Origin of the sequence: Cohnella zeiphila (assembly GCF_014212055.1) — a bacterium.
Lineage (GTDB): Bacteria > Bacillota > Bacilli > Paenibacillales > Paenibacillaceae > Cohnella > Cohnella zeiphila.
In genome coordinates, this window is record NZ_JACJVO010000051.1 from 32,910 (window position 1) to 58,865 (window position 25,956).

Sequence of the window (25,956 nt, forward strand, 5' to 3'; positions counted from 1 at the left end):
AGGGGAAGCATGGTTGCAAAAATGTATAAATATCGCTGGCAGTACGTCATGATTTTACCGGCGCTTGTGTTGCTTTTTCTTTTTAATTACATCCCTATGGCGGGCATTCAGATCGCGTTCAAGAACTTTGCGATCGGGTCGTCGATATGGGGAAGTAACTGGGTGGGGATGAGCAATTTTTCGTTCTTCCATGATCTGCAATTCTGGAAGGTTGTGCAAAACACCCTTTATATTTCTGTCTTGAAATTCATTTTTGGTTTTCCGCTGCCGATTCTTCTCGCCATTATGATTAATGAAGTTACAAACCCGGCATTTAAGAGGTTCGTACAATCGGTCAGTTATTTGCCGCACTTCTTCTCTTGGATCGTGGTGGCCTATATTCTCCAATCCTTTCTCTCTTTAGACGGTGGACTTGTAAACGATTTCGTAAGGAAGTTAGGGGGAGAGCCCATCTTCTTTCTGGGTTCGACGGAATGGTTTCGTCCCATGATCGTATCCAGCGGATTGTGGAAGGAAGTCGGTTGGAACACGATCCTTTACTTGGCGGCGATCACGACGATCGATCCGCAGCTTTATGAAGCCGCAAAAGTGGAAGGCGCGGGCAAGATCGCAAGGATACGCTATATTACATTGCCCGGTATCCTGCCCACCATATCGATTGTTCTGATCTTAAGCATTCCGAGCCTCATCAGCGTGGGAATGGATCAAATCTATCCCATGATGAATTCGGCGAATCAGGAAGTTGCGGACGTTCTTGATACCTATGTCCTCCGCAACGGGCTCCAGCAAGGCTATTTCGGCATGGCAACCGCGGTCGGATTAGTATCCTCGGTCATCAGTCTCTTTCTTGTCCTGACAACGAATTCGATCTCCAAGAAAATCAACGGAGAGGGGCTGTGGTGACGACGGATGAAATCGACTGCGCTTGAACGAGCGGGACAAGGTTTGATCGTTTTCCTGCTTTTGCTGATGTGTGTTTCGATTCTCTATCCTTTTCTCTATATGCTGGCGATCTCGTTCAATTCCGGAGTGGATGCGGCAAAGGGAGGCATCTACCTTTGGCCGCGATCCTTTACTTGGATGAACTATGAGATTGTGCTGGGCAACCAGGTCATTCGCAACGCTTATTGGATCACGATCGCAAGAACGATTGTCGGCACATTCGGCGGACTCGCCGTCACGCTTGCGGCCGCGTATGGGCTTTCGCACAAGCATCTTCCCTTTAGAAAGGGGATATTGTCTTATATCCTCATTACCATGTTGTTCAATGGTGGATTGGTCCCCTTTTACATTCAATTGTTTAAGTTAGGGCTGACCAATACCTTTTGGGTTTATATCATCCCCGGATTATTCTCGTCATGGAATATGTTCGTTATGCTTAAATTTTTGCAAGGTATTCCGGAAGCTCTGCTCGAATCTGCTGAACTGGACGGCGCAGGCCCGGTTCGGATTTTGGTTCAAATCATCTTACCGCTTTCGAAACCAATGCTTGCCGCGCTTGGCCTTTTTACGGCAGTAGGCCACTGGAACGATTGGTTTTCCGGGGCTTTCTATGTGACCGACCAGAATTTGATCCCGGTTCAGACTTTCCTGCAACAATTGCTCTCAGCCCAGGATCTATCGGCCGTTACGAGCTCCAATAGTAATCAGGAAGCGCTGGCTCGCAGCACTATGGAAAATGTCACGTTAATGTCGGTCAAGATGGCTACCGTGATGACCAGCGCCCTTCCGATTCTTGCTGTATATCCTTTCCTGCAGAAGTATTTTGTCAAAGGCGTTTTGATCGGTTCGGTCAAAGGCTAATCCTCGGGTATAAGGCAAGATACCATATACCGAACATTTCTATACGAAAAGGGAGGCAGAACATGAATTTCAAATCGAGCGGCATCAAAAGTGCCATGGCGTTAACTTTGGCAGCCGCGCTCGGCTTGACGGCCGGTTGTTCGGGCAGCAGCAACGGCAATACAGCATCCAGCCCCGACAGCTCCGCAACCGGGAGTGCGGACTCGGCAGGCTCTAACCACTTCAAGCTATGGCTGGGTTGGTCGCAAACCGTCAACAACAATAGCTGGATCCAGCAACTTTGGAGAGATGAGGAACCAGGCGTCGATGTTCAGCTTGAAGCTACGCAAGGTGACGCCCAAACCGCGCTTAACCTCAAGATGAATACCGGCGGCTTTGAAGACGCGGCTATCTTCGGGAGAAATCAGGTTGTCGATGATGCCATGAAGCGTTCCAAGCTGATCCAGCCTCTTGAGCAGTATTTTAACATGCCGGATAAATATCCGAGTCTGGCTGCTATCCCGAAGGAGTACCTCGAGCCGATGAAGGATGCCGACGGACATATTTGGTCAATTCCTTCCTATTTCGACCTTGATCCTTCCAATCCCTGGCCGAGCTGGTCAACCAGCGCATTTTACATTCGGACAGATATTCTGAAAAAGGTTGGGATGACTGAGAAAGACCTTACGACGCTTCAGGGTGTAGAGACCTACCTGGAGAAGGCGGCTCAGGTTAAAGATGAATCGGGTAAACCCCTGCTGCCGTTGGGTATTCTCATGGATGCGAACGACGAGACTACTGTTCTGGCCGCTTTCGGAGTGCCCGTCGCAAGCGCGGGAGGCGTTATTCCGATTAAGAAGGCCGGCGATACCTTTATCTTTGAGTATGACGACCCGGGATTCAAAGAGGCATACAAATGGATGAACAGCATGTATCGCAAAGGGTTGCTAGATCCCGAGGCCCTCACCGATAAAAAAGAAAGGTACGTGGAGAAAGACAAAAGCGGCCGGTACGCCATGAATATCGGCAGCTTCTGGAATCTCGATGCATCCTTATGGGAGCAATTGGACGGGCCGACTGGACCGGGTTGGTATTATGAACCGATTCCTTTCCCTCAAGTCAATGGAGTTAGCCAGCCTGGGACTACTCAAGTCATAAACCCGTATCCGGGCTACGACACGTATATCAGCAAAAATACGAAGAACCTTGATGCTATTTTGAAGTTTTATGATTATACGTTAGAGCCGAAACCGGAGCAAAGCCAGGTTCTTGGCGAAGGTCCTGCGGGGAAATACTGGGATTGGGTTGACCAGCCTTTAGGCAAGTGGAAATACATCGATCCAAAATATGCAGAACTGCGCAACTCGGGCGACCCGGCCAAGAAAGCGCAAGTAGCACCGGATATCTGGCAGACGTCAACCTACAGCAACCAATGGTACGCCTGGTGGACCAACGTAGACGATAGCCAGCATGCGGGATTCAAAAAGACTGCCGAGTTTAGTCAGGAAATCGCTAAATTTGGCGCAACCCGAGTGGCAGAAGATTACGATATGGTAAAGGCTAAAGCCGGAGGAGTCTGGGAGAAGTATTCGCCGGAACTCACCAACGTGTATAAAGAGTACCGGGCCAAGCTGGTTATGGCCAAGGACGATGCGGCATTCGAGAAGGCCTGGAACGACTTCACTTCCGCGCTCGAGACACGTGCGCATTGGAGCGAGCTCAAGCAAGAGTGGAACGAATTGTACCAAGCCATGCAATAACAAGAAATCACTCAACCTGCTGTATCATAGCGGAGCAGCCCCGAAACGGGGATGCTCCCTTTGCAGTTTTCCAGTGGTATGACGAATCGGGCAGAAGAATGGAGAATGCATTGTGCGACGTTGGATTGAGAGTATGATCATCCGTCTAACCCGAACCATGAACCTGCGCAGCAAAATTGTTGTATTTTTCGGACTGATTGTATTCATACCAACCGTTATTCTAGGAGTGGGAGCAGGGTACCTTGCGCTGCAAAACGTCAGGACCAACTATATGCTCACCATCGATGAAGCGGTAAGACAGACGACGCAGAGCATCCAATTCCGGAAACAAAGCTACGACCTTCTTGCAACACGAGCGGGTACGGATGGTGAACTCATTTCCAGGCTTACCCGTACCTATGCAGAATTAGCGGATCAGATTGAAACCGTTAATTATGTAGACCGTTCCTTTCAAGTCATGAGCCGATATTTGCCCGGTATTGACACTTTTCGGATTTATCATACCAACCCTACTCTCGTGGAGGACGGGGGACTGCTATGGAAACCGGATCATCGGCCGCTGGCTGGTGTGGACGAAACATCCTGGTATCAAAGTTTCATGGACTCGCCCTCCGCTTTACGTTGGACCTACGTCCCGGGAGACACCGCCCAACTGATCGTTTCGCGAAAAATAACGAATGGGGGCGGGAGCGTCCCGGGAGCTATCTATATGCTTCTGGATTATAACAGCGTATTCGGAGAATTAATGGATCGCCCCTTTCGGGGCTCGGGAAGTTTGTATCTCTTGGACGAACAAGATCGAATTGTCGCCGCTTCAGATCGATCCATCATCGGCAAACCGGCAGGGGCAACTGAGCTGTCCAAGTTAATGGCAAGCTTGCATAACTCCGAGAGCGCCACGGTCAATGGCGAATATTTTACAGTCAGGAGCATTGACGGGGAATGGAAAGTCGCCGCGCTAATTCAGATGCGGCAGATGGAGAAACAATCTGCCATGACTGTGTATAGTATCGTGGCCATCACAGTCTTCTTTCTCTTTCTCTCTACGTGTCTCGTCTTAATCGTCCTGAAGAACGTCGTTTTGCGTATTCGCAAGTTAGGCGGAAGGATGAACGACATCGCCCAAGGAGATTTCGACGTATCGGTTCGGAGCCGGAACCGGGACGAGCTCGGGGATTTGGAGTTGATGTTTAATCAGATGGCTGGTCGGCTAGGGACTATAGTGGAGTTGCTTAGCAGCGCCAAATTGCAAGAGAAAGAGTCGTCGTTTCAGGCCCTTCAAGCCCAGATTAATCCGCATTTTATCTACAATTCGTTAAGTCTGCTCCATTGGCGGGCTTTAGATCAAGGCGACCAGTTTCTCGTGGAGGCCATTGAAGCCTTGACGACTTTTTACCGATTCGCACTCAATAACAAAACGAATGTAACCTTAATCAAGGATGAACTCGAACACGTGAGAGCGTATCTGGACATTCAACAGCTTCGCTATCCGGAAAGTGTTCGCATTGTGTGGGAGTTGGATGAAAACGCGTTAGAGCTATATTCGATTAAGTTAATCTTGCAACCAATCGTTGAGAATTCTTATATTCACGGTAAAATATTCACGCGGGACGATGCCTTTATTGTCATTGGGATTAAACGATGCGATGACAGGGTTCGTTTTTACGTAAGGGACAATGGAATAGGCATGAGCTCGGACACGCTGACACTTATTCAGAACGGTGAAAAAGCGGGAAAGGGTAACGGCTTTGGGCTTTCGAACATACGCGAACGTCTGGATTTGTATTTCGGCAAAGCCGGTCAAATGACGGTTGAAAGTACGCCAGGAGTAGGAACGGCGGTCACGATCGAGTTGCCAGCCTGCACGGACAAACCACGTATTCAACAGGAGGGGTTATAATGCTGCAAGCACTCATTGTCGATGACGAGCCGACTCATGTTCAAGGGCTTATACGGCACATCCCCTGGGTGAAATTCGGCTACACAGAGCCATTAACAGCGCAATCGGGGGAAAAAGCAATGACGCTGCTTCATTCCCGTAACATCGACGTCCTGATAACCGATGTATCCATGCCCGGTATGAACGGGATCGAGCTTTCTACAGCGGCGAAAGCGATCCATCCGGATATTCAGATTCTGATTATCAGTGGTTATAATGAGTTCGAGTTTGCTCAAGAAGCTATCGAGATCGGGGTACAGGGGTACGTGTTGAAGCCTCTTAACTTGGGGGAAATCAAACGCAAGCTATCCTCTTTTCGACAAACATTAGAAAATATCAAACAAATTAATGAAAAAACGTCCAACTTTCAAACGATGATTTCGGATAGTCTGGAAGTGCTTAAGGATTCTTACATTTATGAATTACTGGAAAATGAGCCGATGGAGGAGGGGATGCTAAACTCATGGTGCCGTCTTCTCCATCTCCCCGACTTGACAGAGGGGATTCGCATCCTCGTTGTGTCGCTTGATAACTATGCCGTTCCTGGAAACGACGCCAACCGCAGGCTCATGCTGAGTTCGGCTCTCCTGCAATCCGTATCTGTGTCCTTTCAGGATATGGGAAATGTCCTGGTTTCGAAGCTTAAGCCAGACGAGGTAGCCGTCATATTGGTTAATCCGACAGCCGATGGGAAGAGCCAGATGGACAAGCGGATGCGGTTCATCCAGGACTACATGCGGGATACTCACCGAGAGTCGGTTACGATCGGGGTCAGCCGCGAAGGAAGCGAATGGAAAGAGATTCAGCGGCTCTTCCGGGAAGCAAGACATACGATGGCCGAGGCCCGGCTGAGCGGGAGCGGCCAGCTCGTGTATGTCGGGAGTGATGAACAGAAGGCATACGAAGATTTTCAACAGCAAGAGACCTTGCTACCCAGCCTGCTCGCACTCGCCGAAAGCGACGAGGCGGATCGGCTGGCGGAAGCAGTCGGACAGGCATTCGATGAGCTGAACGCCAAAGCCCCGTTCGCTTATATCCAAGCTTTCAGCATAGGGCTTCTAGGCGATCTGTCACGGAAATCATGTCAGGATATCGAAGCGATAGCCTATCTGAGCAAACGTGCTTGGCATCGGTTATTGGAGTGCAAAACGGTCGGTTGTCTGAAGGATATCGTTCTCGAATATATCGATTCGGCTTTTTTGCTCGCACGGAAAGAGCGAACGCTTCGGCAGCATCACCTCATCAATCGTATCGTTGCTTTTTTGGAAGATCAACTGTCGAACAACGTGACGGTTAAACAGCTTGCTGACAAGTTTCATCTCAGCGCAGGGCATCTCAGCGTACTTTTCAAGAAGGAAACAGGGCAGACGATATCCGATTTCGTCAAGGACTTGCGAATGAAAAAAGCAAAGGAACTGCTTCGAGATCCGTCTATCAAAATTTATGAGGTAGCCGAACGAGTAGGGTTCCAGACTCCCGATTACTTCACCTATCAATTCAAGAAGAACGAAGGCTGTACGCCCCAGGTGTACCGAGACCGTTATTACCGTTGACATACTTACTTATATTTAAGGTAAGCAGGATTCATGAAGTACCGGTTGCAGGCTCGCAACAGAGTCTGCAGCCTAGCTTCCAAATGGCATGGCACAAACAGAGCCGCTGCCGTGAAACCGGGCTGTGGTTCGGTTTTTTCGACGAATGACCCGTTAAGCTGAACCATACCACAAGTTTCGGTCTGCCAATTGTTGGAGTTCGCTTAAAATATGACTGGAAACTAGAATCGTAAGATGCCGTTCTCGCGTCAAGTCAAGAATGAGCTGTCGAATATCCCTGTTCCGCTGGCAAAGCGAAGAAGGAGCTGCATTCTGCGGCTCCTTCTTTCCTCGGAAATCTTCTATTTCAATAAATTGTCCATATAATTTTTGTTGGCTTCGCGGAAAGCGGCATCGATCTTGTCCTTCAACTCGTCGGTGTACCCGTTTTTCTCGGCGGTTGCCAGAAAATCGTTGAACAGCTTCTCGAACTGGTTGTCGTCCTTGGCCACCAGCACCTTCGTCAGCGCGTCCTCAAACGCCTGTCGTGCCTTCCATGCCTTGTCAGCTTCGGGCACCTGTGAAGTGAAGCTGTAAATATTCGGTTTGAGCGTATCGGTGGACGGCGCCCGCTCGACCCGCCCCATATCGAAATAAGTATCCGCTTCATCGGGACTTCTTTGTTTGTCGTACCAGGTGCCCGGATAGAACCGGCCTCTGCCCGTAAAGCTGATGTAATCGCTCATCGTTCGGTCGTCATTGGAGCCGTTGCTCAGCTCCAGGCCGTATTGTTGGGCCAGGGTCCCCTGCTTGTTGTAAACCATCTGAGCCTCCAGAGCCTTATCCTTATAGACGCGCGTGCCATCCTCTTTCTCGTCGAACAGCCCGGTGCTCCGCGGGCCCCAGAACCACAGCTTTTCGCCGGCGTCGGAGGACAGGAAGTCCAGCCAGCGCAGTACCTGCGGCAAATCCTCCTCGGCCACCGCATCCTTGAAAATGCCGACCCGCGTTCGGGCTCCCGGCAGCGCCGAAGCAAAGATGAATTTGTCGTCGTTGCGGGGAATATCCAGGAACACCTTGCGGTACCGGTAAGGCTTGCCCGCCGCAGCGAGAGCATGGTTGTCGGGTGCAAGAAATCCGTAGGAAACCGCATACAAGCCGTTGTTCAGCTTTTGCTGGAAAACATTGTACGGATCGACCATCGCTTCCTTGGAGGCAACGCCGTCGCGCAGCAGCTGATTCATTTGCTTCACCAAATCCTTGAAGTACGGCTGCTTGAAGCCCCACTCCAAATGATCCGTCGTTTTGTCCCAATAGGTGAAGTAGGAATTGTCGCCGCCCGGGCTGCTTCCGCCGTAAAGCGAGCTGAACAGCATCGTCATCAGATTCCAGTTGTCTTGCCCGGAATAGACAAAGAAAGGGGAGACCTCCTGGTTGCCTTCTTTGATACCCAGCTTCTGGATATTATACAGGAAGCTTATAAAATCCTCTGTCGAGTGGATCGGCACGTCGAGAATGTCTTCCTTGGTGAACTTGCCCTTTTGCATGTACAGATCCTGAATTTCCTGTTCCGTCTTCGCCTGCGGATAAAGCTTCTTCAAAATATCGTCGCGAACGTAGATGTATCCCATCGAATGCGGCAGTGGATAATCGGCCGGATCAAGGTCGGGGTACAGCTCCGGCAGCGCGTTCTCGTAGATCGACACCGGAGCCATGAATACCTTGCCGTCCTGTTTGACGTTTGGCATGTCCCATACAGTGCTGAGCGTCTGTGGAATTTTTTTCATCAGATTCGGCGCATACTGGGGAAGCAGATCGGTCAGGTCGTACAGTTTGCCGTTATCCACCAGCGAATTCATCTCGTCGCCGTCTAGAATCAGGTCGGGCCAGTTGTTCGTGGCGGCGAGCATGCCCATCTTGACCGCGCCGGTCGAGTTGCCGCCATTGTCGAAGGAATTGTCCAGATCGATTTTTACGCCGGTGACGCGGGCGATTTCGTTCGTCACCGGATCATCCTTGTACTTGCGTGCACCGGCATACGTGCCTCCTGTGCCGTGGTCGAGCCAGATTTTCAAATTTAGCTGCTTGCCTGTCCAAGCGGGCAAGTCCGAACTGTCCTTGATGTCCGTCGGAATCGGCTGAAGCTCCGCCGTGGATGCTGCGCCCGGTGAAGCATCGGCGGACGTATTGCCGTTGTTGCCGGATTCTCCCTTATTGTTGTCCGTGCAGCCAGCAAGCGCGGTCAGCGCCAGCGCACCCGTCAGTAGCGCCAAGGATGTTTTTCCCCACGTTCTCATAACCCTTCTGTCCTCCCTTTCTTCGAATCAATCTATGCCGAAGCTCCAGCAGGGCCGGAGCGGTTGGCCTTATTCCTTGACCGAGCCAATCAGCACTCCGTTAATAAAATGCTTCTGCAAAAACGGGTACACGAGTATAATCGGCACGGTTGTTACGATTACCTGCGCCGCCCGGATCGCTTCCGGCGTAACGCGAATCATGCCCGCCCTGTTTGCCTCGCCACGCTGAGCCGCCTCTTGGACAAGACTGGCGATCATATCGTTCTCCTTGATCATTAGCATCAGCTTGAACTGAAGCGTATGCAAGCTGGGCTTGGTAATGAAATTGAGCGTCGTCGTCCAGTCGTTCCAATGGGTCACTGCCGTCCATAAAGCGATCGTAGCGATGATCGGGCGGGACAGCGGCAATATGATCCGCCACATCACCGTCAGTTCGCTGGCTCCGTCGATTTTCGCCGACTCCTCCAAACTAACAGGAATCGTATATAAATAGGTGCGGATAATGATTACGTTAAAAAAGGCGAAGGCACCCGGAAGTACGTAAACGAGAAAATTATTGAGCAGCCCCAGCTTCGAGTACAGCAGATAAACCGGAATAAGTCCCCCGTTGAAAAACATCGGCACGATAAAGTAAAGGAGCAGAACGTTTCGTCCGATCAACCGCTTCTTAGTCAGCGCGAAGCCGGCGGCAAATTGAACCGTCATCGCGATCGAAGTTCCGACCACCACCTTGGCGATTGAGATCAACAGCGCCCGAATGATCGTGTCGTCGCTCAGCAGCGTGGCGAAATTGCCGAAGGTCGGCTTGCGGGGAAAGAAGGTGATCCCGCCGAGCATGCTGTCTTGGCCGTCGTTGAACGCAACTGCAACCGTGTTCAAGTAAGGATAAAGCGAAAGCAGCGAAAGCAATCCGAGAAACACGATATTGCAGATGGTGAATATCCGGAAACCGGTGCCGGTTATTTTCATATTCGCGTCCGATCCTTTCTGTAAAATCACCAAATTCCGCTGCTGGTCAGCTTTTTGGATAGGAAGTTGGCAGCTACCGTCAGGATGAAGGCAATTAATCCCTGGATGAAGCCAAGCGCCGTGGATAAGGCGTATGCCCCCTGCTGGATGCCCTGCTTGTAAATGACGGTGGAGATGACCTCCGTATTCACGAACGGATTTTGCAGCCCGTAGATCAGTTCGAAGTTGCTCTGAAACAAATTGCCCAATTGAAAAATCAGCATGATCATAACGGTCGGCAAAATCGAAGGCAATGTAATATGTATCGTCTGCTTGAACCTGCCGGCTCCGTCTATATAGGCCGCCTCGTACAATTGCGGATCGACCGCAGCGATCGAAGCGAGAAAGATGACCGTGCTCCAGCCCGTTTCTTTCCATAGCGATAACAGCAGCACGTTCGGAATAAAAAAGTTTTGATTCGCGAGAAACATAACTCGCTCCGTATCCGCGCCAAACAACCATAATCGGATATCGTTGAGCGGACCGTAGATGGAATAGAAAGCATATGCAATGCCGATGACGGAAATCCAGGACAGGAAATGAGGCAAATAAAGCAGCGTCTGCGCGACCCGCTTGAACAACTTCAGACGAAGCTCGTTCAGCAGCAGCGCCAGCAGAATCGGCGCCGGGAAGCAAACAAGCAGCGTCAGTGTACTAATCAGCAGCGTCTGTACCACCGCATCGCCGATCATGGGCAGCTCGAACACTTCGCGGATATGCTCCAGTCCGACCCAATCGCTGCCCCAGAAGCCTTTGAAGACGTCGTAATCCTTGAAAGCCACCATAATGCCGGGAAGCGGCATATAGACGAAAACGAAGACGAACAGAATGGCCGGCGCCAGCAAAATATACAAGTATTTGTCTTTCTTCATCTGCTGCCAACGCCAAGATCCAGATTTGACCGAAGACAGGGAAGAACCCTTCCCGTCGGATGCCATACTCACATTGTGCACCCCCTTCATGTTGTTGGACGGCATTTGCCGCTTCCTTTTTTAGTTTACTTGCTTTGGATGCGGTTACAAGACGCGAAAATGGCAATGGTAGAACGGTATTTCGTACAGTTCGGAGATGTCCGGGCCCCGAAGGAGTCTGCGATCGGCTGGGCGCTGCTGCTTGTTTCGCTCGATCTCCCGGACCCGGCGAGCCGTTTCGGAGATTCGTGTTTCAATAATGTCAAAAAAAGCCCGCCTCCGCTCAGCCGACTCTGACAAACAGCGGGCTGAGCGAAAACGGACTTTTCATTAACGCGAGGAAGACACCGGCGGGGCAGGAAAGATGGGTGCGGGTTTAACCGGGAGTTGCTCCTTGAGGCGGAATGGGATGCGTAAAATCACTTTTGTTCCCCCTCCGGGAGTACACTCTAAACGCATGTCGTACGCTTCGCCATAATACAGTTTGATCCGGCGCCGGATGTTGGCGAGCGCATAGCCGCTGCCGGGCCCGGACGGGCCTCGCCCGCCGCCGGCGACTGCGGGCTGGCCGGCGGGCGCCTCCGCGTCGGGAAGCTGCGCCTGTTTTTTTGCGGAGACCGTTCCGTCTCCGAGAACTCGGGCTTGCGCCAATTCACTCATACCAGGCCCGTTGTCCGTAACCTCAATGACGATATGATCTCCTTCCTTGCCGGCGATCAGCGTCACTTTACCGCCGGAAGCAAGCGAATTTACGCCGTGGATCAGTGCGTTCTCGACGATAGGCTGCAGCATGTTCCGCAAAACATGCGCCTTCTTCGCCTCCTCCTCCAGCAGCAGTTCGTAGGTAAAATCGGATTCGTAGGAAAATCTGTGGATCTCCATATACTTTCGAATCATCTCGAACTCCTGGTCTAGCGGAGCGACAATTTCCCCCCGGTTAAGAAACAGGCGGTAGAAGTCGACCATATCATCGACGATCGCCGTCAGCTTTTCGTGTGGGAATACCCATTTGATCGCGGACAAAGTATTGTACAACACATGTGGATTCAGATTGCCTTGCAGCAGCTCTGCCTCCAGCAATCCGCGCTCCAGATCATGCTCCGCCGACAGGCGATAGTAATCGCGAATCTGAACGACCAGTTTGCGGAATGTTCCCTCCAACTGGCCGAGCTCGTCTCCCCCTGACTCCTCCCCCTCCGTCCCGAATGAATTCAGCGTATCGGTCTCGCTGCGCATATTGTCGGTCAATGCGGTGAGCCGTCTGGTCAGCAGCGATGTGACGAAGCGGATGGAGAAAAAAATCGTCAGCAGCAGCCCGATCAACATGACAAGCGGAATGGCCAGCAGACCATCCACCCTCAATCGGACAGACGTCTTGCCCACATACAGCAGAAGATCGTCCTGCGCCGATTTCAAATGTAACGCAACTCGGTAATAATCGGCCGGAACACTGTTCTCCGCTCCAGAAATCACCGCTTCCGAGACGTTGCTGCCGCCGACCGCGAAGCTTGTGCCGTCCTTCGCTTGGTACAGGATAAAGCTGCCGGACGGCAGCAGCGCCTTCAGCTTGGCAAATGATTGCTCTAGCGGAAACACGACCTCGGTAATCGCCAGCGTCTCGTTGAAATCCATAATTTTGCTGTATATATGCGCCTCCAATCGGCCGCTGTCGGGCGAGACGCGGAACGAACGCACCGGGTAGTCGTCCTCATTCGTAAGAACGCGAGTCCGGATATCCGGATCGAGATCGCCAATTTTGCGTATACCCTCGGTACGGTAAATGGATGGATTAAAGCCGTACACCGTAATTTGGCTCTGGAGCTCGTCGGATCGTAGCGCTTTCAAAACGGCCTCAACATTGCCAAGGTTATTCATATAGGATAGCAAATCGTCCCGATAATCTTCCTTAAGCGTTTGAATAATTTGCAAATTATTAGTTATGTAAACCGATTTCTGGATGGCAGAATAATATTTATTGTCCAAATTTTCGACTTCGCCGGCAAGCCGCCGACTCTCCGACTGCAGAATGGAATCCCGCTTGTTGCCGGCATAGGACGACAGATAGATGACAGAGAGCAGCAACAGCGGCGTCAGTGTGAGCAGCAGGACGGCGGCCAGCAGCTTCTGCCGGTATTGCAGCCGATAAAAAAGGCGGAGAAAAAATCCTGGTCGCTTCATGGCGAATTCTGCTCTCCCCCGTCACATAAACTGTTCTTTGTATTCCGATGGCGTCTGGCCGGTATGCTTCCTAAAAACAAGGCAAAAATGCGATTTGTTCGAATATCCGACCTGCCTTGCCACCTGGTATATTTTGCAGTCTGGATGTCGCAGCAGCGACTTTGCCCGTTCCATTCTGAAATCGGTCAAATAGTCGAAAATTTTTTGTCCGGTTTTGCTTTTGAAAATATTATTGGCGTGGCTCAGGCTGAGAAAAACCTCGTCGGCGATTTCCTGAACCGTTATCGCCTCCTGAAAGCGGGCCGCGACAATGGATCTGATTTGGCTGACGATCCGCTCGTAATGCGGCAGTTCCTCCCCGTCCGCGTCTGCGGAGACCTGCTCTTGCGGAGCCGATTGCCGGAGCTGCCGAAGCAGCCGCGCTCTTTCCTGTTCGTACGTATGCACTCGGTCAAGCTTGCTAGCCACCTTTAAGACAGCTGCCTCCAGTACCGGCTTGCGGATCGGCTTCAGTACATAATCGGCCGCTTCAAGCTGCAGCGCTCCATGGGCGAAGACGAACTCGTCGTAGCCGCTCATAAAAATAAGCTCGACCGCCGGCAGCCGCTCCCTGAGCCGCTGTCCGAACTCAATGCCGCTCATAATCGGCATTTGAACGTCGGTTAGCACGATATCAGGACGGACGGCTTCGGCTGCAGAGAGCGCTTCCACCGCATTGGCGAACAGGCCGGCCACCTGGCAGCCGAGCGTTTCCCATTGAAATAATCCCGCAACGCCCCGGCGATCCAGTGGATTGTCGTCAACGATAAACAGTTTATACATGACCCCCATCCTTCCGAACCTGAGTTAAAGAATGAACATGCCCGTCCATCATAGCTTATATTACAGATCCCGGGCGCAGTCAAGCCTGTGGCGGAACGGACGCCAGGATGAATGGCCAGAGCAATCAGCCCCTCGGAGTATCGGCAGAAGTTTTCCCGTTAAGAGTATTTATCTGTTGTCTGGTTGTAATGCTTGCGCAGCCGATGGCTTTCGTCGCTCAACCGGCGGGAGGTATGGTATAATAAATCCAGTTTTTTCTTGGTCACCTAAACGGCAAGATGGGAGAGAGCCGCCATTAACGAACCGACAGCTAATGAAATGGACGTGCACGGCCTGACGCCCGACCGGCAGCTCGATCTCGGCGATATTCCCGCCGGACCGGATCTGTTCCTGCTGGTCCGGAACGCGCTGCAGCGAACGGAGCAAGGTCAAATTCTCGAACTGATCAGCACGGTCCCCCAGATCAAGAACGACCTGCAGAGCTGGTGCCGGCTGCATCGGCACCGCTTCCTGATGGCGCTTGACGGCGGAGACCACTACCGGTTCCTCATCCGCAGCGGAACCGCGGCGCTGGACAAGCCCGATTGGGGCATCCGTCTGCCGCTGCGCAAAGGCGGCAAGCTCGACATCCGCGACTGGTTCGAGGGACGGGTCGGCGAGCTGCGCGAGCATGCCTCCTCCTATGTCGGCTTCGTGCCGCGCGGAGCGGTCGCCGAGCCGGGCATACCCGATTTCGGCTTTACGCTGAACCGGAAGGACGATGTCTGGTCGGACAACCTGCTCGATCTGTACGAACAGGCCAAGGCCGGACAGTGGAACGCCACGGAGGATATCGACTGGGAGGCGCTGCCGCAGCTGCCGGAAGACCTGGAATGGGCGGTCTGCCAGATCATGACGTTTCTGGCCGAGAACGAATATTCCGCGCTGTACATTCCCGCCAAGTTCATGGCCCGAATCAATCCCCATTACATCGAGGCGCTGATGTATTTGTCCACTCTGATCCAGGACGAGTCCCGGCATATCGAAGCGTTCACGAAGCGCGCGCTGGCGGGCGGCGGCGGGCTGCAATATTCGTCGACGCTGACGGAGCGGTCTCTTCACAGTCTCTTCATCCAGGAGGACTACTTCAAATCTTCCTTCCTGCTTCATGTGCTGGGCGAAGGGACGTTTCTCGATCTGCTGACGTTCATCGAGCAGCATTCTCCGGACCCGGTCACCCGGCAAGTCGTCACGCTCGCCAAGATCGACGAAGGGCGGCACGTCGCTTACGGAATCGGTCATGTCCGGCATATTCTGCAGCAGCATCCGGGCATGGCGAAGGCGCTTGTCGAAGCGGCGGACGAACGGAACGAGTACTTGAACGGGGCGGATGCTGGCGACAACTCCCATGTCATGGAGGCGCTCGCGATTCTGGCGGGCGGAGGCCGCGATCCCGGGCGGTTGAAGGCGGGATTTATCCAGGTCGGCAAGCTGAAAACGGTCATGTACGAGCATCGCGTGCAAAGATTGCTTCAAATCGGGCTGGACCGGGAAACCGCGGAAGCGATCTCGAAGTCGCATACGCCGAATTTCATGTAAGTCGAAAAGATACGATTTCATATGAGGAGAGGAACGTAAATGCCGGACATTCTGGAACTGACGAAACGAATTGCGAATGAAACGGTCGCCCCGCTGGCGGCCGAAATCGACCGCGAGCGGCGTTTCCCGCGGGAAGGGATTGAAGCGCTCGGCCGAGCCGGGCTGCTCGGCTTGCTCGTACCGGAGCAAGCCGGAGGTCTGGGAGGAACGGTGGCGGACCTCGCCGCCGTTACGGAAGTTCTGGCGGAAGCCTGCGGCTCGACGGCCATGTGCTTCCTGATGCACTGCTGCGCGACGGCGGTGGTCTCCGCCAAGGCGACGCCCGAGCAGCAGGAGCGCTACCTGCGGCCGATCGCACGCGGCGAGAAGCTCGGAACGCTCGCGTTCAGCGAGACGGGCACCGGCGCCCACTTCTACTCTCCCGAAATTTCCGCTGTCCATGACAACGGCGAATTCGTGTTGAACGGCCGCAAAAGCTTCGTAACGAACGGCGACAAAGCCGATTTTCTCATCGTCGTGACGAACGCATCGTCCCCGGAGCTGGGGCTCGACATGCTGATCGTCGATGCCGGCTCGCCGGGCGCTCGCTTCGACGGCGTATGGGAAGGTATCGGCCTGAGCGGCAACAACAGCATCTCGCTCCGTCTGGATAACGTGCGCGTGCCGCAGACCGCGCTGGTCGGCGCGGAAGGCGACGGCATGGGGCTGATCTTCCAGGTGGTGGCCCCGACGTTCATTCTCGGCGTCTCGGGCGTCAACGCCGGCCTTGCGCGGGGCGCGTACCGACAGGCGCTCGGCCATGCGCAGGCGCGGAAATACGCCGACGGCCGGAGCCTGGCGGAGATTCAAGCGATTCAATTTTATCTGTCCGACATGTTCGGCGCCGTCGAATCGGCATCGCTGTTCGTGCGGAATGCGGCGGCGAAGGCCGTGCGCGGCGACGAGGACGCGGTTCTGCACGTCATGCAGTCGAAGGTGATCGCCTCGGAACAAGCCATTCGCGTGACGAATCTCGCGATGCAGGTTTGCGGCGGGCAGGGCTATACCCGATCGCTGCCGGTCGAGCGCTACTTGCGCGACGCTCGCGCCGGCGCCGTCATGGCTCCGACGACGGAAGTGCTGAAGGAATGGGTGGGCAAGTCGGTCGCGGGCGTTCCGCTATTTTAAGCGAGAAGTGACAACGAAGGGAGAATCATCGCCGGCATGGGCCAAAACCATACGCTGTTGATCGGGGCGGTCGCCTACGACCCGAAAGTCATTCCGATCTGGGACATCATCCGCGAATATTACCGCAAGCACGATTTTGCTCTCGATTATGTGTTGTTCTCCAATTACGAGGCGCAGGTGGACGCGCTGCTGGAAGGCTTCATCGACATCGCCTGGAACACGAACGTCGCTTACGTCCGCATTCAGCGCCGGCTCGAAGGAAAAGCGAAGGCGCTCGCCATGCGCGATACGGACATCGGCTTCACCTCGAAGATCATTGCCCGGACGGACAGCGGCATCGAATCTCTCGCCGATCTGAAGGGCAAGCGGCTCGCGCTCGGCAGCGCCGACTCCGGGCAGGCGGCGATCCTGCCTTATCATTACGTGAAGACGAGCGGCATCGATCCCGAGAAAGATCTTACGCTGCTGCGCTTCGATCTTGATGTAGGCAAGCACGGGGACACCGGCACGAGCGAGCTTGAAGTCGTTCGCGCGCTGAGGGAAGGCGAAGCGGACGCCGGCGCCGTCGGCGATTCGACCTGGATCCGGCTGCTTGAACAAGGGCAGGTCGACACTCGGGAGATCCGGGCCGTTTGGACGTCGCCGGACTACAGCCACTGCAATTTCACGGCGCTGCCGAGCCTGGACGATGCGCTCGCCGAGCGTTTCCGCGAATTGCTGTTTGCCATGGACCCCGCCGATCCGGACATCCGCAACATGATGGAGATGGAAGGGCTGAACGAATGGGTGAAAGCCGAAGGCGCCGGACTCGATGGCTATCGGGTGCTGTTCGACGCCATGGCGGACCAGGGCCTGTAGGCTTGTTATTCCCATGTATACGGCTGAGCACCCCCTAGAACGGACGTTTGAGAAATGCTCTCTCAATGCCCGTCAATCCAGGGGGTGCTTTTGTTATCTCCTGGCTTCCAGCCGGTGACCGATCGTCGGGAACTCGCCGACGCGGAGCTTGGCGCCGCCGTAGGGCACCAGCGCAAGGTCGACGACCGGCTGGCCGTCCGTCTTCGGGTGGATCGGCGGCGTTCCCGCGCTGTTGTCTTCCATCTTCCAATCGCGAATAAGCTGACCCTTGGCTTTCAACCTTACGGGAGGACTGCCGGCGTCGAACGGCTGGCAGGCGATGTCCGCCAGTTCGACCTCGAAGCCGGTATCCGCCAGCAGCCCGTACTTCCACGGCGAGCCCGGGTATACTTCCCAATCGTGAAATTTTTCGCGTTCCTTGACGAGCTGCCAGTTCTCGCGAATCGGCAGCGCGTAGACGAGCGGGCCTCGTTCGACGCTGACGGCGAGCAGGTTGCGGGTGACGGTTCTGACGGCCATCGGCAGTCGCAGCGTCAGCCGGTCGCCGTCTAGCCATTCTCGGCGCACGTCGGCGTAGCCGTCAACCGAATGCAGCGGCACCGGGTCTCCGTTCACCGTCAAGGCAGGGGCTTGGCACCAGGCCGGAATGCGAAGCTTGAGGCCGAACCGGGCCGGCCGGCTCAGCTTCAGCGATATGTCGACGGTGTCGCGAAACGGATAGTTTCCGCTCACCTGCAGCTCGGCTTCGGCTTCGCCCTTCTCGCCGACCTGGGCTATCACCGCGCACGGCGCATACGACACGGCAGCCAGTCCTCCATCGCCGTCGCCCATCCACAGGTGCGAGACGAGCTTCGGCCAGCCTTGGTGCATGTTCGCCGTACAGCAGCCGAAGTGCGGCTCCAGTCCGAACAGATTCGCTTCCGGACCGTTGCTCCACGGGCGCGGAGCCACATTGCACAGGATCTGGTTCACCTGTTGATCGTACTGATGCGAAGTCCAATCTTTGGAGATCGCCGCCGGCAGCGCGTTGAACGCCACCTTTTCAAGAATATCGCCGAAGCGTCCGTCTCCGAATATTCGGGTCAGCTGCTCCATGGAGAACATGTATTCCACGACGGCGCAAAGCTCGACGCCCTGGCTCGGATGCGTGCCGGACAGCCATTCGTCGCCCGAGAACATGCCGTGGGCCTGTCCATGGTACGTCATCAGGCTGTCGATGCCGCGATGCACGGCGTCTTTCTCCCTAACGTCTCCCGTCAGCTCGAAGCACGCTCCCGGCGCCTTGATTCCCATTGCGACGTTCACGACGTGCGTTTTCCAATCCCATTCCTCCACCTTGCGCCAGAACGGAAAATCGTGAAAAACGGTCGTCCAGTCCGTCGTCTGGGCCGCCACGATGCCGGCCAGCTCGAGAAGGAACGAATCCCCCGTTCTCCGGTGCAGCCACTGGATCGAAAGCAGCATCTCCGCGCCGCGAGCTTCCGCCCATCCCTTAAGCGGCTTCACTTCGATCGTCCGGCGCACGTAACGGAAGTACGACGTCAGGAACGGCACGACCCGTTCGTCTCCCGTCGCTTCCGCGTACTGTGTCAGCACCTTCAGCATGATCATGTAATGCCACCAGTCATATTCCCGGCTCACCTCGGAATTGACCGTCTCGATGCGGTCCGGTCCGAAAGACCCGTTCTCCAATTGACTGGCCAGCGACCATTCCACCCATCGCTTCGCCTTGGCGATCAGCTTCTCGTCTTCCAGCAAGTAAGCTAGCGGCAGCAAGCCGTCCAAATAATAAGGCCCGCGCTCCCAGCTCTCCCCCTTGCCTCCGATCCAGCCGTTGTCCGGACCGACGTCCGGCCAATGCTCCTCCAGATGCCCCGTCAAACCGTCGGCTTGAATGCGCAGCTGATCGAGAAGCCATTGCCGCGGCTTGATCGCTCCCAGCGGCAGCGTTTCGAATGCCGTTCTTCTTCTGCCCATGACCTTATCTCCTCGCTTTTCTCCCAATCTCCCGGCCTTCTATCCGAATATATCACCGTCCGGGGGCCTGCGCCGATATCCGAACGCACACTGTTTTTGTCCGATCGCAACATGATGGCAGAGGTCAATGACGCAATTAGCCGTTATAATAAAAGGAAAATCCGCTAGCCCGGGAGGGAAACGAATGTTCCAATTTATATCTCCGCCTCTGCCGCACTTCATCCTATGCGGAGAAGACACCTACCCGATCGGCGGCAAGCACGCCGACCGTTCCGGCATCGGCGTCTTCGATCTGCTGCTCGTGACCCGCGGCTGCCTCCACATAGCGGAGGAGAACGTCCCGCTGACGATCGGCCCCGGTTCGTTCGCCCTGTTTCGGCCGGACCGCGCGCATCGGACGACGGAGCCCTGCCGGGAAGAGACGCATTTCTATTGGGCCCACTTTCAGACGCTCGGCCTCTGGGGCGAGGCCGAATCGGAAGAACCGGCCGGCGGCTCCGGACCCGAAGAAACGTATCGCGCCATGGATCAGTTCGCGATTTATTTGCCCAGGTCCGGGACGCTGCCTTCCCCCGAACCCGCCTTCGCTCAGCTTCGCCAACTGTCGGCGATGCAGGAAGATTCGTCAGCCCCCTCGCATTGGCGGCGGCAGCTGCTGTTCCAGGAGCTGCTGCTTCGGCTCCGGGAGGAGACGAAGCTTCCTCCGGGCAGCTCCTATCTGACGATCGCGGACGAGGCGGCCGCCTTCCTGCGCCGAAATTACAAGGCGGCCTTCACCTACCGGAAGATGTCCGACGCGCTTCATTTTCACGCCAACTACATCTCCCTCTGCATGAAAAGGGTGTACGGCTGCACGCCGCTCGACTATTTGACCCGCTACCGGGTGGAGCAGGCGAAGCGGCTGCTGATCGACACGAACGAGGCGGTCGGACGGATCGCCGAAGAATCGGGCTTCGGTTCCTTCCCCTACTTCGTCCGCTGCTTCGGCCGGCTGGCCGGCATGACGCCAGCGGCGTTCCGCAAGCAGTTCCGGGAGAGATGAAGATAGCGGAAGAAACAAAAAAAATACGACACCTCCACGGAAAGAACCGGTTCAGGTGTCGTATGCTCTCGTCGAAATCCGATAATGGCTAAATTCGAACCCCGAGACTCTTGGACTTTATGTCCTTGTCCGGATTTATGATTTGCGGCAAGTTTTTCACGCTGCTGATCATGGGAGAATGGCATAGATGGCAGACGGGCACGTCCGCGAACGCAAAGTCGTCCCGAATCCAGCCGTTGCATTCCTTATTCTCGCACGTCCAAATCTTGGTGTCCTCGTGAGGGAGATCTTCTACCGGTTTGCTTCGATAAGCCATGGTGAATTCCTCCTTAAAATCGATTGGCCTGTTATTTCGGCATAAAACAAAAATTCACATGATGAGAAAGGTTCCCGCGCGCAAGTGAACCCTTTGCAACATGTGATTTAAAGACTAAATATAACACAAAGTAATGCATAAAGCAAACGAATGTGGTATTCTAAAGCTTATATTGTTGGAAGAGGTGATTCGACTGAAGAAAAAAAACAAACCGATTTCATTTGACGAGTTGTTGAAAGAGCTGCAAGGAGCAAAGTCGTCCGAGGGCGAGCAACGGCAGGTTGCCCTGGAGGAATTGTTCAACGAAGCTTTCATGAGCCGCTGCTCTTCCCTTAAGAGCTTTGAGGAATTTCTCCATAAAGGAAATTTTACGGCCAAGACGCAAGAGGACCTGAACAACATCCCCGACGAGCTTATGGACCGGCATGTGGACCGGGAAACCCACTTTACGAATTGGAAAGCGATGCTCGACCAAGCGACTGCGGAATATAACGGCTAATAGGCGGGAACCGGCCCGGCCGATAACGAAGCGGAGGAGCGCGAAGCTTATCCGCTCCTTACCGTGCCAAAAACCTCCGTTACATCGGGTCCTCCCGGAGGGAGCGAGTCGATGCACGCCAAAAGAGGCGCTCCCGGCCGATGCCGGAAGCGCCTCTAATTGGAGCGCTATTCCGTTCGCTCAGGATACCGCGACCGGCACGCCGCCCTGATCGGCCGAGCGGATCTCCGCCTCGACGATCGCGATCGAGCCGACCGCGCTCTCCGGCGTGCACACCGACACCGGCTTGCCGCTCGCGACTGAATCGAGGAAATACTTGAGCTCGCGATAGTAGCCCATATCCGGCGACAGTTCGGCGGCAAAGCCCGTCTCCCCCGCCGGATGCACCTTCAATTCGTCTCCGGCCAGCACGAGAGTGGCTTTCTCGAAGTTGACCCGGAACGTCATCGAGAAGCCGACATCCCCCTGAAGCGACCAGTCGGCTTGGGCATTCACCACTTTGCCGTCCGGGTAGGCGTAGTTCGTCGAGACGGTGTCGTATGCGCTGCCCGGGATGACGTTGCGGGCGATCGAGGATACCCGCTCCGGCTTGCCGAACAGCCAATGGATCATGTCCGTGTCGTGAACGTGCATGTCCAGCATGCAGCCCCCGCTGCGCTCTCCGTTCAAGAACCAGCCCTGCGGCGCGGCGGAGCCGCGGAAGAAGGATCCCGCCGTCACGGCGCCGTATCTTCCGTCTTCGACGCACGCCTTCAAATATTCGTAAGCCGGCCAGAAGCGGAGGCACTGCCCGATCATGAGCGTCTTGCCCGTGCGGGCCGCCGTCTCCGCCATCTTGCTGGCTTCTTCCAGGCTTCGCGCCATCGGCTTCTCGCACATCACGTGATATCCCCGCTCCAGCAGGCCGCAAGTCAATTCGGCATGCAGATCGGTCGGCAGCGTAATGTCCACGACGTCGAGCTCTTCCGACGCCAGCATCTTCTCGATGTCGTCGTACAATTGGAACGGCGACAGGTCGTACACCTCTTGTTCCGTGGCGATGTTGCCGTTCGCCTTCGAGTTTTTCAGCTGCTCGATCTGCACGTCGCAGATGGCGACGAGCCGGAAGTCCGCTCCTTCCTCCATCAGCCGAACGTAGTTGTCGAAGTGCATGCGTCCCATGAAGCCGAAGCCGACCAGCCCGATTTTCAACATGTCAGTTCCTCCCCAGTATCGCGTCCATCGCGCCGGACGTATTGAAAATGATTTGTTCCGAGTGGTGGTTGTAAGGCGGAATCATCTCCGCGGTCACGTAATTGTCGTAGCCGATCGCCTGAAGCGCCGCCACGACCGCCGGGTAATCGACGTCGCCCGCCAGCAGGTCCACGAATCCGTGCAGTCCGCCCGCCTGACGGCGGTAGTCCTTGAAGTGAACTTTCTTGATCCGATGGCCGAGAATGCGGATCCAGTGCTCGGGATAGCCGCTGTACACCGTATTGCCGACGTCGAAGTAAGAGCCGACGAATTCGGAGCCGACCGCGTCGAGGAAAGAGCGCATCTCCAGCGGCGACAGCAGGAACTTGTTCCAGACGTTCTCGATGCCGATGGAGACGCCCGTCTGCTTCGCGTAAGGAGCCAGCTTCGAGATCGCGTCGAGCGCCCGATCGTAAGCGCGCTCGTAGTCGACCACTTCCGCGCCGGGAATGAAGTCCACGCCGACCGCCCCGGGAATGACCAGAATAGCGTCGACGCCGAGAACCGCCGCGAAATCAAGCTGCTTCTTGCAGATGTCGATCGCCTTCTCGCGGGTTGCCGCGTTCTCGCTCGTCATCGGATACGACCAGTAAAGGCCGGTCGCCAGACCCGCGATGCCGAGCTCCGCTTCCTCCAGACGGGCCAGGATGTCGCGAAGGTCCTTCTCCGTCGAGCCGAGCCCCAGCTCCCCTTCCTCGTTCAGAGACAGCTCGATGCCGTCGAAGCCGGCCTTCTTCGCCAGCTTGATGCAGTCCGCGACCGGCGTTCCGTCCCGGAACGACCAGATGTTGATGCCCTTTTTCATGCCACCTTCTCCTCCTCGTTATGAAAATCGAAAATGTCGCTTACGCCAGCTCAATCGTGCCGAATCGGGACGGGATATGGAAATTGATTTTCCCCGTCGGCCGCCATGCCTGAAATTCCCTTACACCCGCCGCGTCCTCGTCGATCCGGTAAAAATTCGCCCGCCACCGGACGCCCGAAACGAGCGGAGCCGCAAAGTGCGACGCGGGAATGGAGATCAGATACTCGCGGCAATCCGAATCCGTCAGGCGAACGGACGTCCGCAGTCCCTCCAGGTCCCACTCCTTGTCCAGCTTGGTGACGCGGTCCACACCGTCGTTCTCGACCCAAGCGTCGAACACGACGTTGCGGGGGCTGACTTCGAGCTCCAAGTACTTCCGGCCCAAGCCTTCCTCGTCGAGGAACAGTTCGACGACATCCTGCTCGTACAGCGGGTCGTCCCGGTTCTCGAACTTCGACGCCGCATGCGTATCCCGGCACAGGAAGCGGACGTAGAAGCGATCGGGGCTCCAGCAGCACTGCACCTGCGTCTCTTCCCGCGGCGGTTGGCCTGTCGCCGCGTGCGCCAGAAGAACGGAAGCGCATTCGCTCCAGTCGACCGTTTCATCTCCGCCTCCGGGGCGAACGAACCGGGCCCTCGGGCACGAATACAGTTCGGACAACTCCGCACTCTCCTTCATTTGACTGATTCCGTGCTATTGTCGGGGTCATGCGATTGTGCAATAATAGCTATATTGTAAAAGATCAGGTGCCGATTTTCTTTAGCGGGAAAAGCGATTATGTGGATCATTCCGTGATCCTGGATGGGAGGGAAACGTATGGAGTCCCGTTCCGACGGCGGCTATCCGCTGCAGCGGCGCGCGCCGTTCCGGGAATGGTCGCCAAGCGTCCACTACGCCCGGCATCAGCGGATGTCGACCGGCGTTTTGACGCAGCGGCGGCTCTACGATTTCGAACTGCTGTACGTCAGCCAGGGAGAAGCGGCGACGACGATGCGCGGGCAGCGGCATACGATCGCGGCAGGGCAGCTGATTTTCCTGCCGTCAGGCGTCTATCACCGCAACGAGGTCGTCTCGGAGCCGGAGGCCCGTTTCCTCGGCATCCACTTCGATTTCTTCGACGAGCTCGACATCCAGACCGAATCGGACATGATCGTGAACGAAGACTCGCCGCAGCCGGACAAGTTCGCCCGCGAAGCGCTGTCCGACGCCTTTCCGCCGCTGTCCTCCGCCGCCGTCTATACGGTTCCGCTCGTCTTCGTCCAGACGATGGAGCAGATCGTTCAGGAGTTCGCGATGCGGCCCGTCGGCTACGAGCTGGCGTGCAAGGCGCTTATGCTGAGCCTGCTCGCCCAGCTCGCGCGTCTGCCGCGCGGCCGGCCCGACGCCGCCTCCCCGCACGACCCGAAGCTGCAGGCGCTGATGACGGCGATCGAAGCCGAGCCTGCCCGGCCGTGGACGAACCGGGACGTGGCCGGCAGCCTCCATCTCAGCTTGGACCACGCGGCCAAGCTATTCAAGCAGGCGTCCGGCCTCTCTCCCGGCGAATTCGTCCATGCCGTCCGGCACCGCGAAGCCCGGCGGCTGCTGCGCGAGACCGACCTGTCGGTCGAGAGGGTCGGCGAGAGCGTCGGGTACGGCGACATCCACTACTTCAGCCGCGTGTTCCGCCGTCACGAAGGCATCTCTCCGACCGATTACCGGAAGCTGTCGCGAATTTTGTAATTCACGAATGGGAGGAAGCGGGCATGAAATTTTCCAACGGCATCGTGGCGAATGTCTCCGAAGAAGCATTATGGCTCGCATGGTCGGACGTGCCTTCATGGCCGAGGTGGGATACGGAGCTGATTGAAGCGGCGCTGGAAGGCCCTTTTGCCGCCGGAACTGCCGGGAAGATGAGATCGAAGAAGGGCGGCGTATGGTCCGCGTTCCGGATCGTGGAAGTCCGGCGGGACAAGGGCTACTCTTGCATCGTCCCCATGCCGGGAGGTGAGCTGCGGTTCGACCGCACGTTCGAGCGGATCGGCCCCGGCATGCTGCGCATCACGCACGATCTGATCTTCGGCGGAGCTTTAGGCTGGCTGTACGCATGGCTCGTCGGCCGGCCGACGAACAGGATCTATCCCGAGCTGCTGCGGCTGTTCGTCGAGGTCGTACGGGAAAAGGAGCAAGAGTTGAGAACGGATTGAGCCGTCGGAAAGTTGCCTCTCCGCAGCTCAATCCGCCATTTAGACCGATCTGCCGTCCGATCAGG

22 protein-coding genes and 1 pseudogene are annotated in these 25,956 nt (G+C 55.6%); 12 read left to right on the forward strand and 11 right to left on the reverse strand.

The genetic code is table 11. The annotated features are described in order from the left end of the window. Positions 1-9 precede the first annotated feature (9 nt). The 5 genes from H7C18_RS32120 to H7C18_RS32140 all read left to right on the forward strand — a co-directional run bounded on the left by H7C18_RS32120 (position 10) and on the right by H7C18_RS32140 (position 7,034). The gene (locus tag H7C18_RS32120) at positions 10-903 is read left to right on the forward strand and encodes an ABC transporter permease (RefSeq protein WP_185133219.1); all 894 of its coding nucleotides are present in this window, start codon (positions 10-12) and stop codon (positions 901-903) included. Between the two features lie 6 nt (positions 904-909). Next, positions 910-1,803 (forward strand): carbohydrate ABC transporter permease, encoded by an 894-nt coding sequence (locus tag H7C18_RS32125; protein ID WP_185133220.1) that lies wholly within the window; start codon positions 910-912, stop codon positions 1,801-1,803. A 62-nt stretch (positions 1,804-1,865) separates the two neighbouring features. Next, entirely contained in the window at positions 1,866-3,542 is a 1,677-nt protein-coding gene (locus H7C18_RS32130) for a type 2 periplasmic-binding domain-containing protein (protein WP_185133221.1), read from the forward strand. Positions 3,543-3,654: 112 nt separating this feature from the next. Continuing rightward, on the forward strand, positions 3,655-5,442 hold the full coding sequence (locus tag H7C18_RS32135; protein WP_337914014.1) for a cache domain-containing sensor histidine kinase: 1,788 nt from the start codon (positions 3,655-3,657) through the stop codon (positions 5,440-5,442). Then, complete coding sequence (locus H7C18_RS32140) at positions 5,442-7,034, forward strand: response regulator (RefSeq protein ID WP_185133222.1); 1,593 nt, start codon at positions 5,442-5,444, stop codon at positions 7,032-7,034. Before H7C18_RS32135 ends, H7C18_RS32140 begins: the two co-directional genes overlap by 1 nt. A 177-nt stretch (positions 7,035-7,211) precedes the next feature. Here H7C18_RS32140 and H7C18_RS36230 read toward each other — a convergent pair. The 6 genes and pseudogenes from H7C18_RS36230 to H7C18_RS32165 all read right to left on the reverse strand — a co-directional run. After that, positions 7,212-7,313 (reverse strand): annotated as a pseudogene (locus tag H7C18_RS36230) (ABC transporter ATP-binding protein); the annotation flags it as partial. A gap of 62 nt (positions 7,314-7,375) precedes the next feature. Beyond that, positions 7,376-9,310 (reverse strand): type 2 periplasmic-binding domain-containing protein, encoded by a 1,935-nt coding sequence (locus tag H7C18_RS32145; RefSeq protein ID WP_185133223.1) that lies wholly within the window; start codon positions 9,308-9,310, stop codon positions 7,376-7,378. 69 nt (positions 9,311-9,379) lie between these two features. Then, a complete protein-coding gene (locus tag H7C18_RS32150) occupies positions 9,380-10,279 on the reverse strand; it encodes a carbohydrate ABC transporter permease (RefSeq protein ID WP_185133224.1) in 900 nt (299 codons plus the stop codon). A gap of 26 nt (positions 10,280-10,305) precedes the next feature. Continuing rightward, positions 10,306-11,256, reverse strand: a complete 951-nt coding sequence (locus tag H7C18_RS32155) for an ABC transporter permease (RefSeq protein WP_238358110.1) — start codon at positions 11,254-11,256, stop codon at positions 10,306-10,308. A gap of 303 nt (positions 11,257-11,559) precedes the next feature. Continuing rightward, the gene (locus tag H7C18_RS32160; protein WP_185133226.1) at positions 11,560-13,407 is read right to left on the reverse strand and encodes a sensor histidine kinase; all 1,848 of its coding nucleotides are present in this window, start codon (positions 13,405-13,407) and stop codon (positions 11,560-11,562) included. A 21-nt stretch (positions 13,408-13,428) separates the two neighbouring features. After that, entirely contained in the window at positions 13,429-14,229 is an 801-nt protein-coding gene (locus H7C18_RS32165) for a response regulator transcription factor (RefSeq protein WP_185133227.1), read from the reverse strand. A gap of 318 nt (positions 14,230-14,547) precedes the next feature. Between H7C18_RS32165 and H7C18_RS32170 the strand changes: the two genes are divergently transcribed. The 3 genes from H7C18_RS32170 to H7C18_RS32180 are packed head-to-tail and all read left to right on the forward strand — an operon-like array spanning position 14,548 to position 17,832. Beyond that, complete coding sequence (locus H7C18_RS32170; protein WP_185133228.1) at positions 14,548-15,807, forward strand: sulfurtransferase TusA family protein; 1,260 nt, start codon at positions 14,548-14,550, stop codon at positions 15,805-15,807. 39 nt (positions 15,808-15,846) lie between these two features. After that, complete coding sequence (locus H7C18_RS32175) at positions 15,847-16,974, forward strand: acyl-CoA dehydrogenase family protein (RefSeq protein ID WP_185133229.1); 1,128 nt, start codon at positions 15,847-15,849, stop codon at positions 16,972-16,974. A gap of 36 nt (positions 16,975-17,010) precedes the next feature. Then, a complete protein-coding gene (locus H7C18_RS32180; protein WP_185133230.1) occupies positions 17,011-17,832 on the forward strand; it encodes a phosphate/phosphite/phosphonate ABC transporter substrate-binding protein in 822 nt (273 codons plus the stop codon). Positions 17,833-17,925: 93 nt separating this feature from the next. Here H7C18_RS32180 and H7C18_RS32185 read toward each other — a convergent pair whose 3' ends face one another. Then, positions 17,926-19,809 (reverse strand): beta-L-arabinofuranosidase domain-containing protein, encoded by a 1,884-nt coding sequence (locus H7C18_RS32185; protein WP_185133231.1) that lies wholly within the window; start codon positions 19,807-19,809, stop codon positions 17,926-17,928. Positions 19,810-19,993: 184 nt separating this feature from the next. Here H7C18_RS32185 and H7C18_RS32190 point away from each other — a divergent pair, with 184 nt between their 5' ends. Continuing rightward, on the forward strand, positions 19,994-20,851 hold the full coding sequence (locus tag H7C18_RS32190) for a helix-turn-helix transcriptional regulator (RefSeq protein ID WP_185133232.1): 858 nt from the start codon (positions 19,994-19,996) through the stop codon (positions 20,849-20,851). Positions 20,852-20,939: 88 nt separating this feature from the next. Here the strand turns inward: H7C18_RS32190 and H7C18_RS32195 are convergent, their stop codons facing one another. Next, positions 20,940-21,167, reverse strand: a complete 228-nt coding sequence (locus H7C18_RS32195) for a cold-shock protein (RefSeq protein ID WP_185133233.1) — start codon at positions 21,165-21,167, stop codon at positions 20,940-20,942. Between the two features lie 133 nt (positions 21,168-21,300). Here H7C18_RS32195 and H7C18_RS32200 point away from each other — a divergent pair, with 133 nt between their 5' ends. Beyond that, a complete protein-coding gene (locus H7C18_RS32200) occupies positions 21,301-21,666 on the forward strand; it encodes a hypothetical protein (RefSeq protein WP_337914017.1) in 366 nt (121 codons plus the stop codon). Positions 21,667-21,846: 180 nt separating this feature from the next. Here H7C18_RS32200 and H7C18_RS32205 read toward each other — a convergent pair whose 3' ends face one another. Genes H7C18_RS32205 through H7C18_RS32215 form a run of 3 tightly spaced genes read right to left on the reverse strand, consistent with a single transcriptional unit; the run spans position 21,847 to position 24,365 of the window. Beyond that, positions 21,847-22,860, reverse strand: a complete 1,014-nt coding sequence (locus H7C18_RS32205; RefSeq protein WP_185133234.1) for a Gfo/Idh/MocA family protein — start codon at positions 22,858-22,860, stop codon at positions 21,847-21,849. A 1-nt stretch (position 22,861) separates the two neighbouring features. Beyond that, positions 22,862-23,704, reverse strand: a complete 843-nt coding sequence (locus H7C18_RS32210; RefSeq protein WP_185133235.1) for a sugar phosphate isomerase/epimerase family protein — start codon at positions 23,702-23,704, stop codon at positions 22,862-22,864. 40 nt (positions 23,705-23,744) lie between these two features. Continuing rightward, complete coding sequence (locus H7C18_RS32215; RefSeq protein ID WP_185133236.1) at positions 23,745-24,365, reverse strand: carbohydrate-binding family 9-like protein; 621 nt, start codon at positions 24,363-24,365, stop codon at positions 23,745-23,747. Between the two features lie 156 nt (positions 24,366-24,521). On the opposite strand from H7C18_RS32215, the gene H7C18_RS32220 reads away from it, so the two are divergent. Both H7C18_RS32220 and H7C18_RS32225 read left to right on the forward strand, forming a co-directional pair. Beyond that, a complete protein-coding gene (locus tag H7C18_RS32220) occupies positions 24,522-25,427 on the forward strand; it encodes an AraC family transcriptional regulator (RefSeq protein ID WP_185133237.1) in 906 nt (301 codons plus the stop codon). Between the two features lie 23 nt (positions 25,428-25,450). Then, the gene (locus tag H7C18_RS32225; protein WP_185133238.1) at positions 25,451-25,891 is read left to right on the forward strand and encodes an SRPBCC family protein; all 441 of its coding nucleotides are present in this window, start codon (positions 25,451-25,453) and stop codon (positions 25,889-25,891) included. The last annotated feature ends 65 nt before the right edge of the window (positions 25,892-25,956 follow it).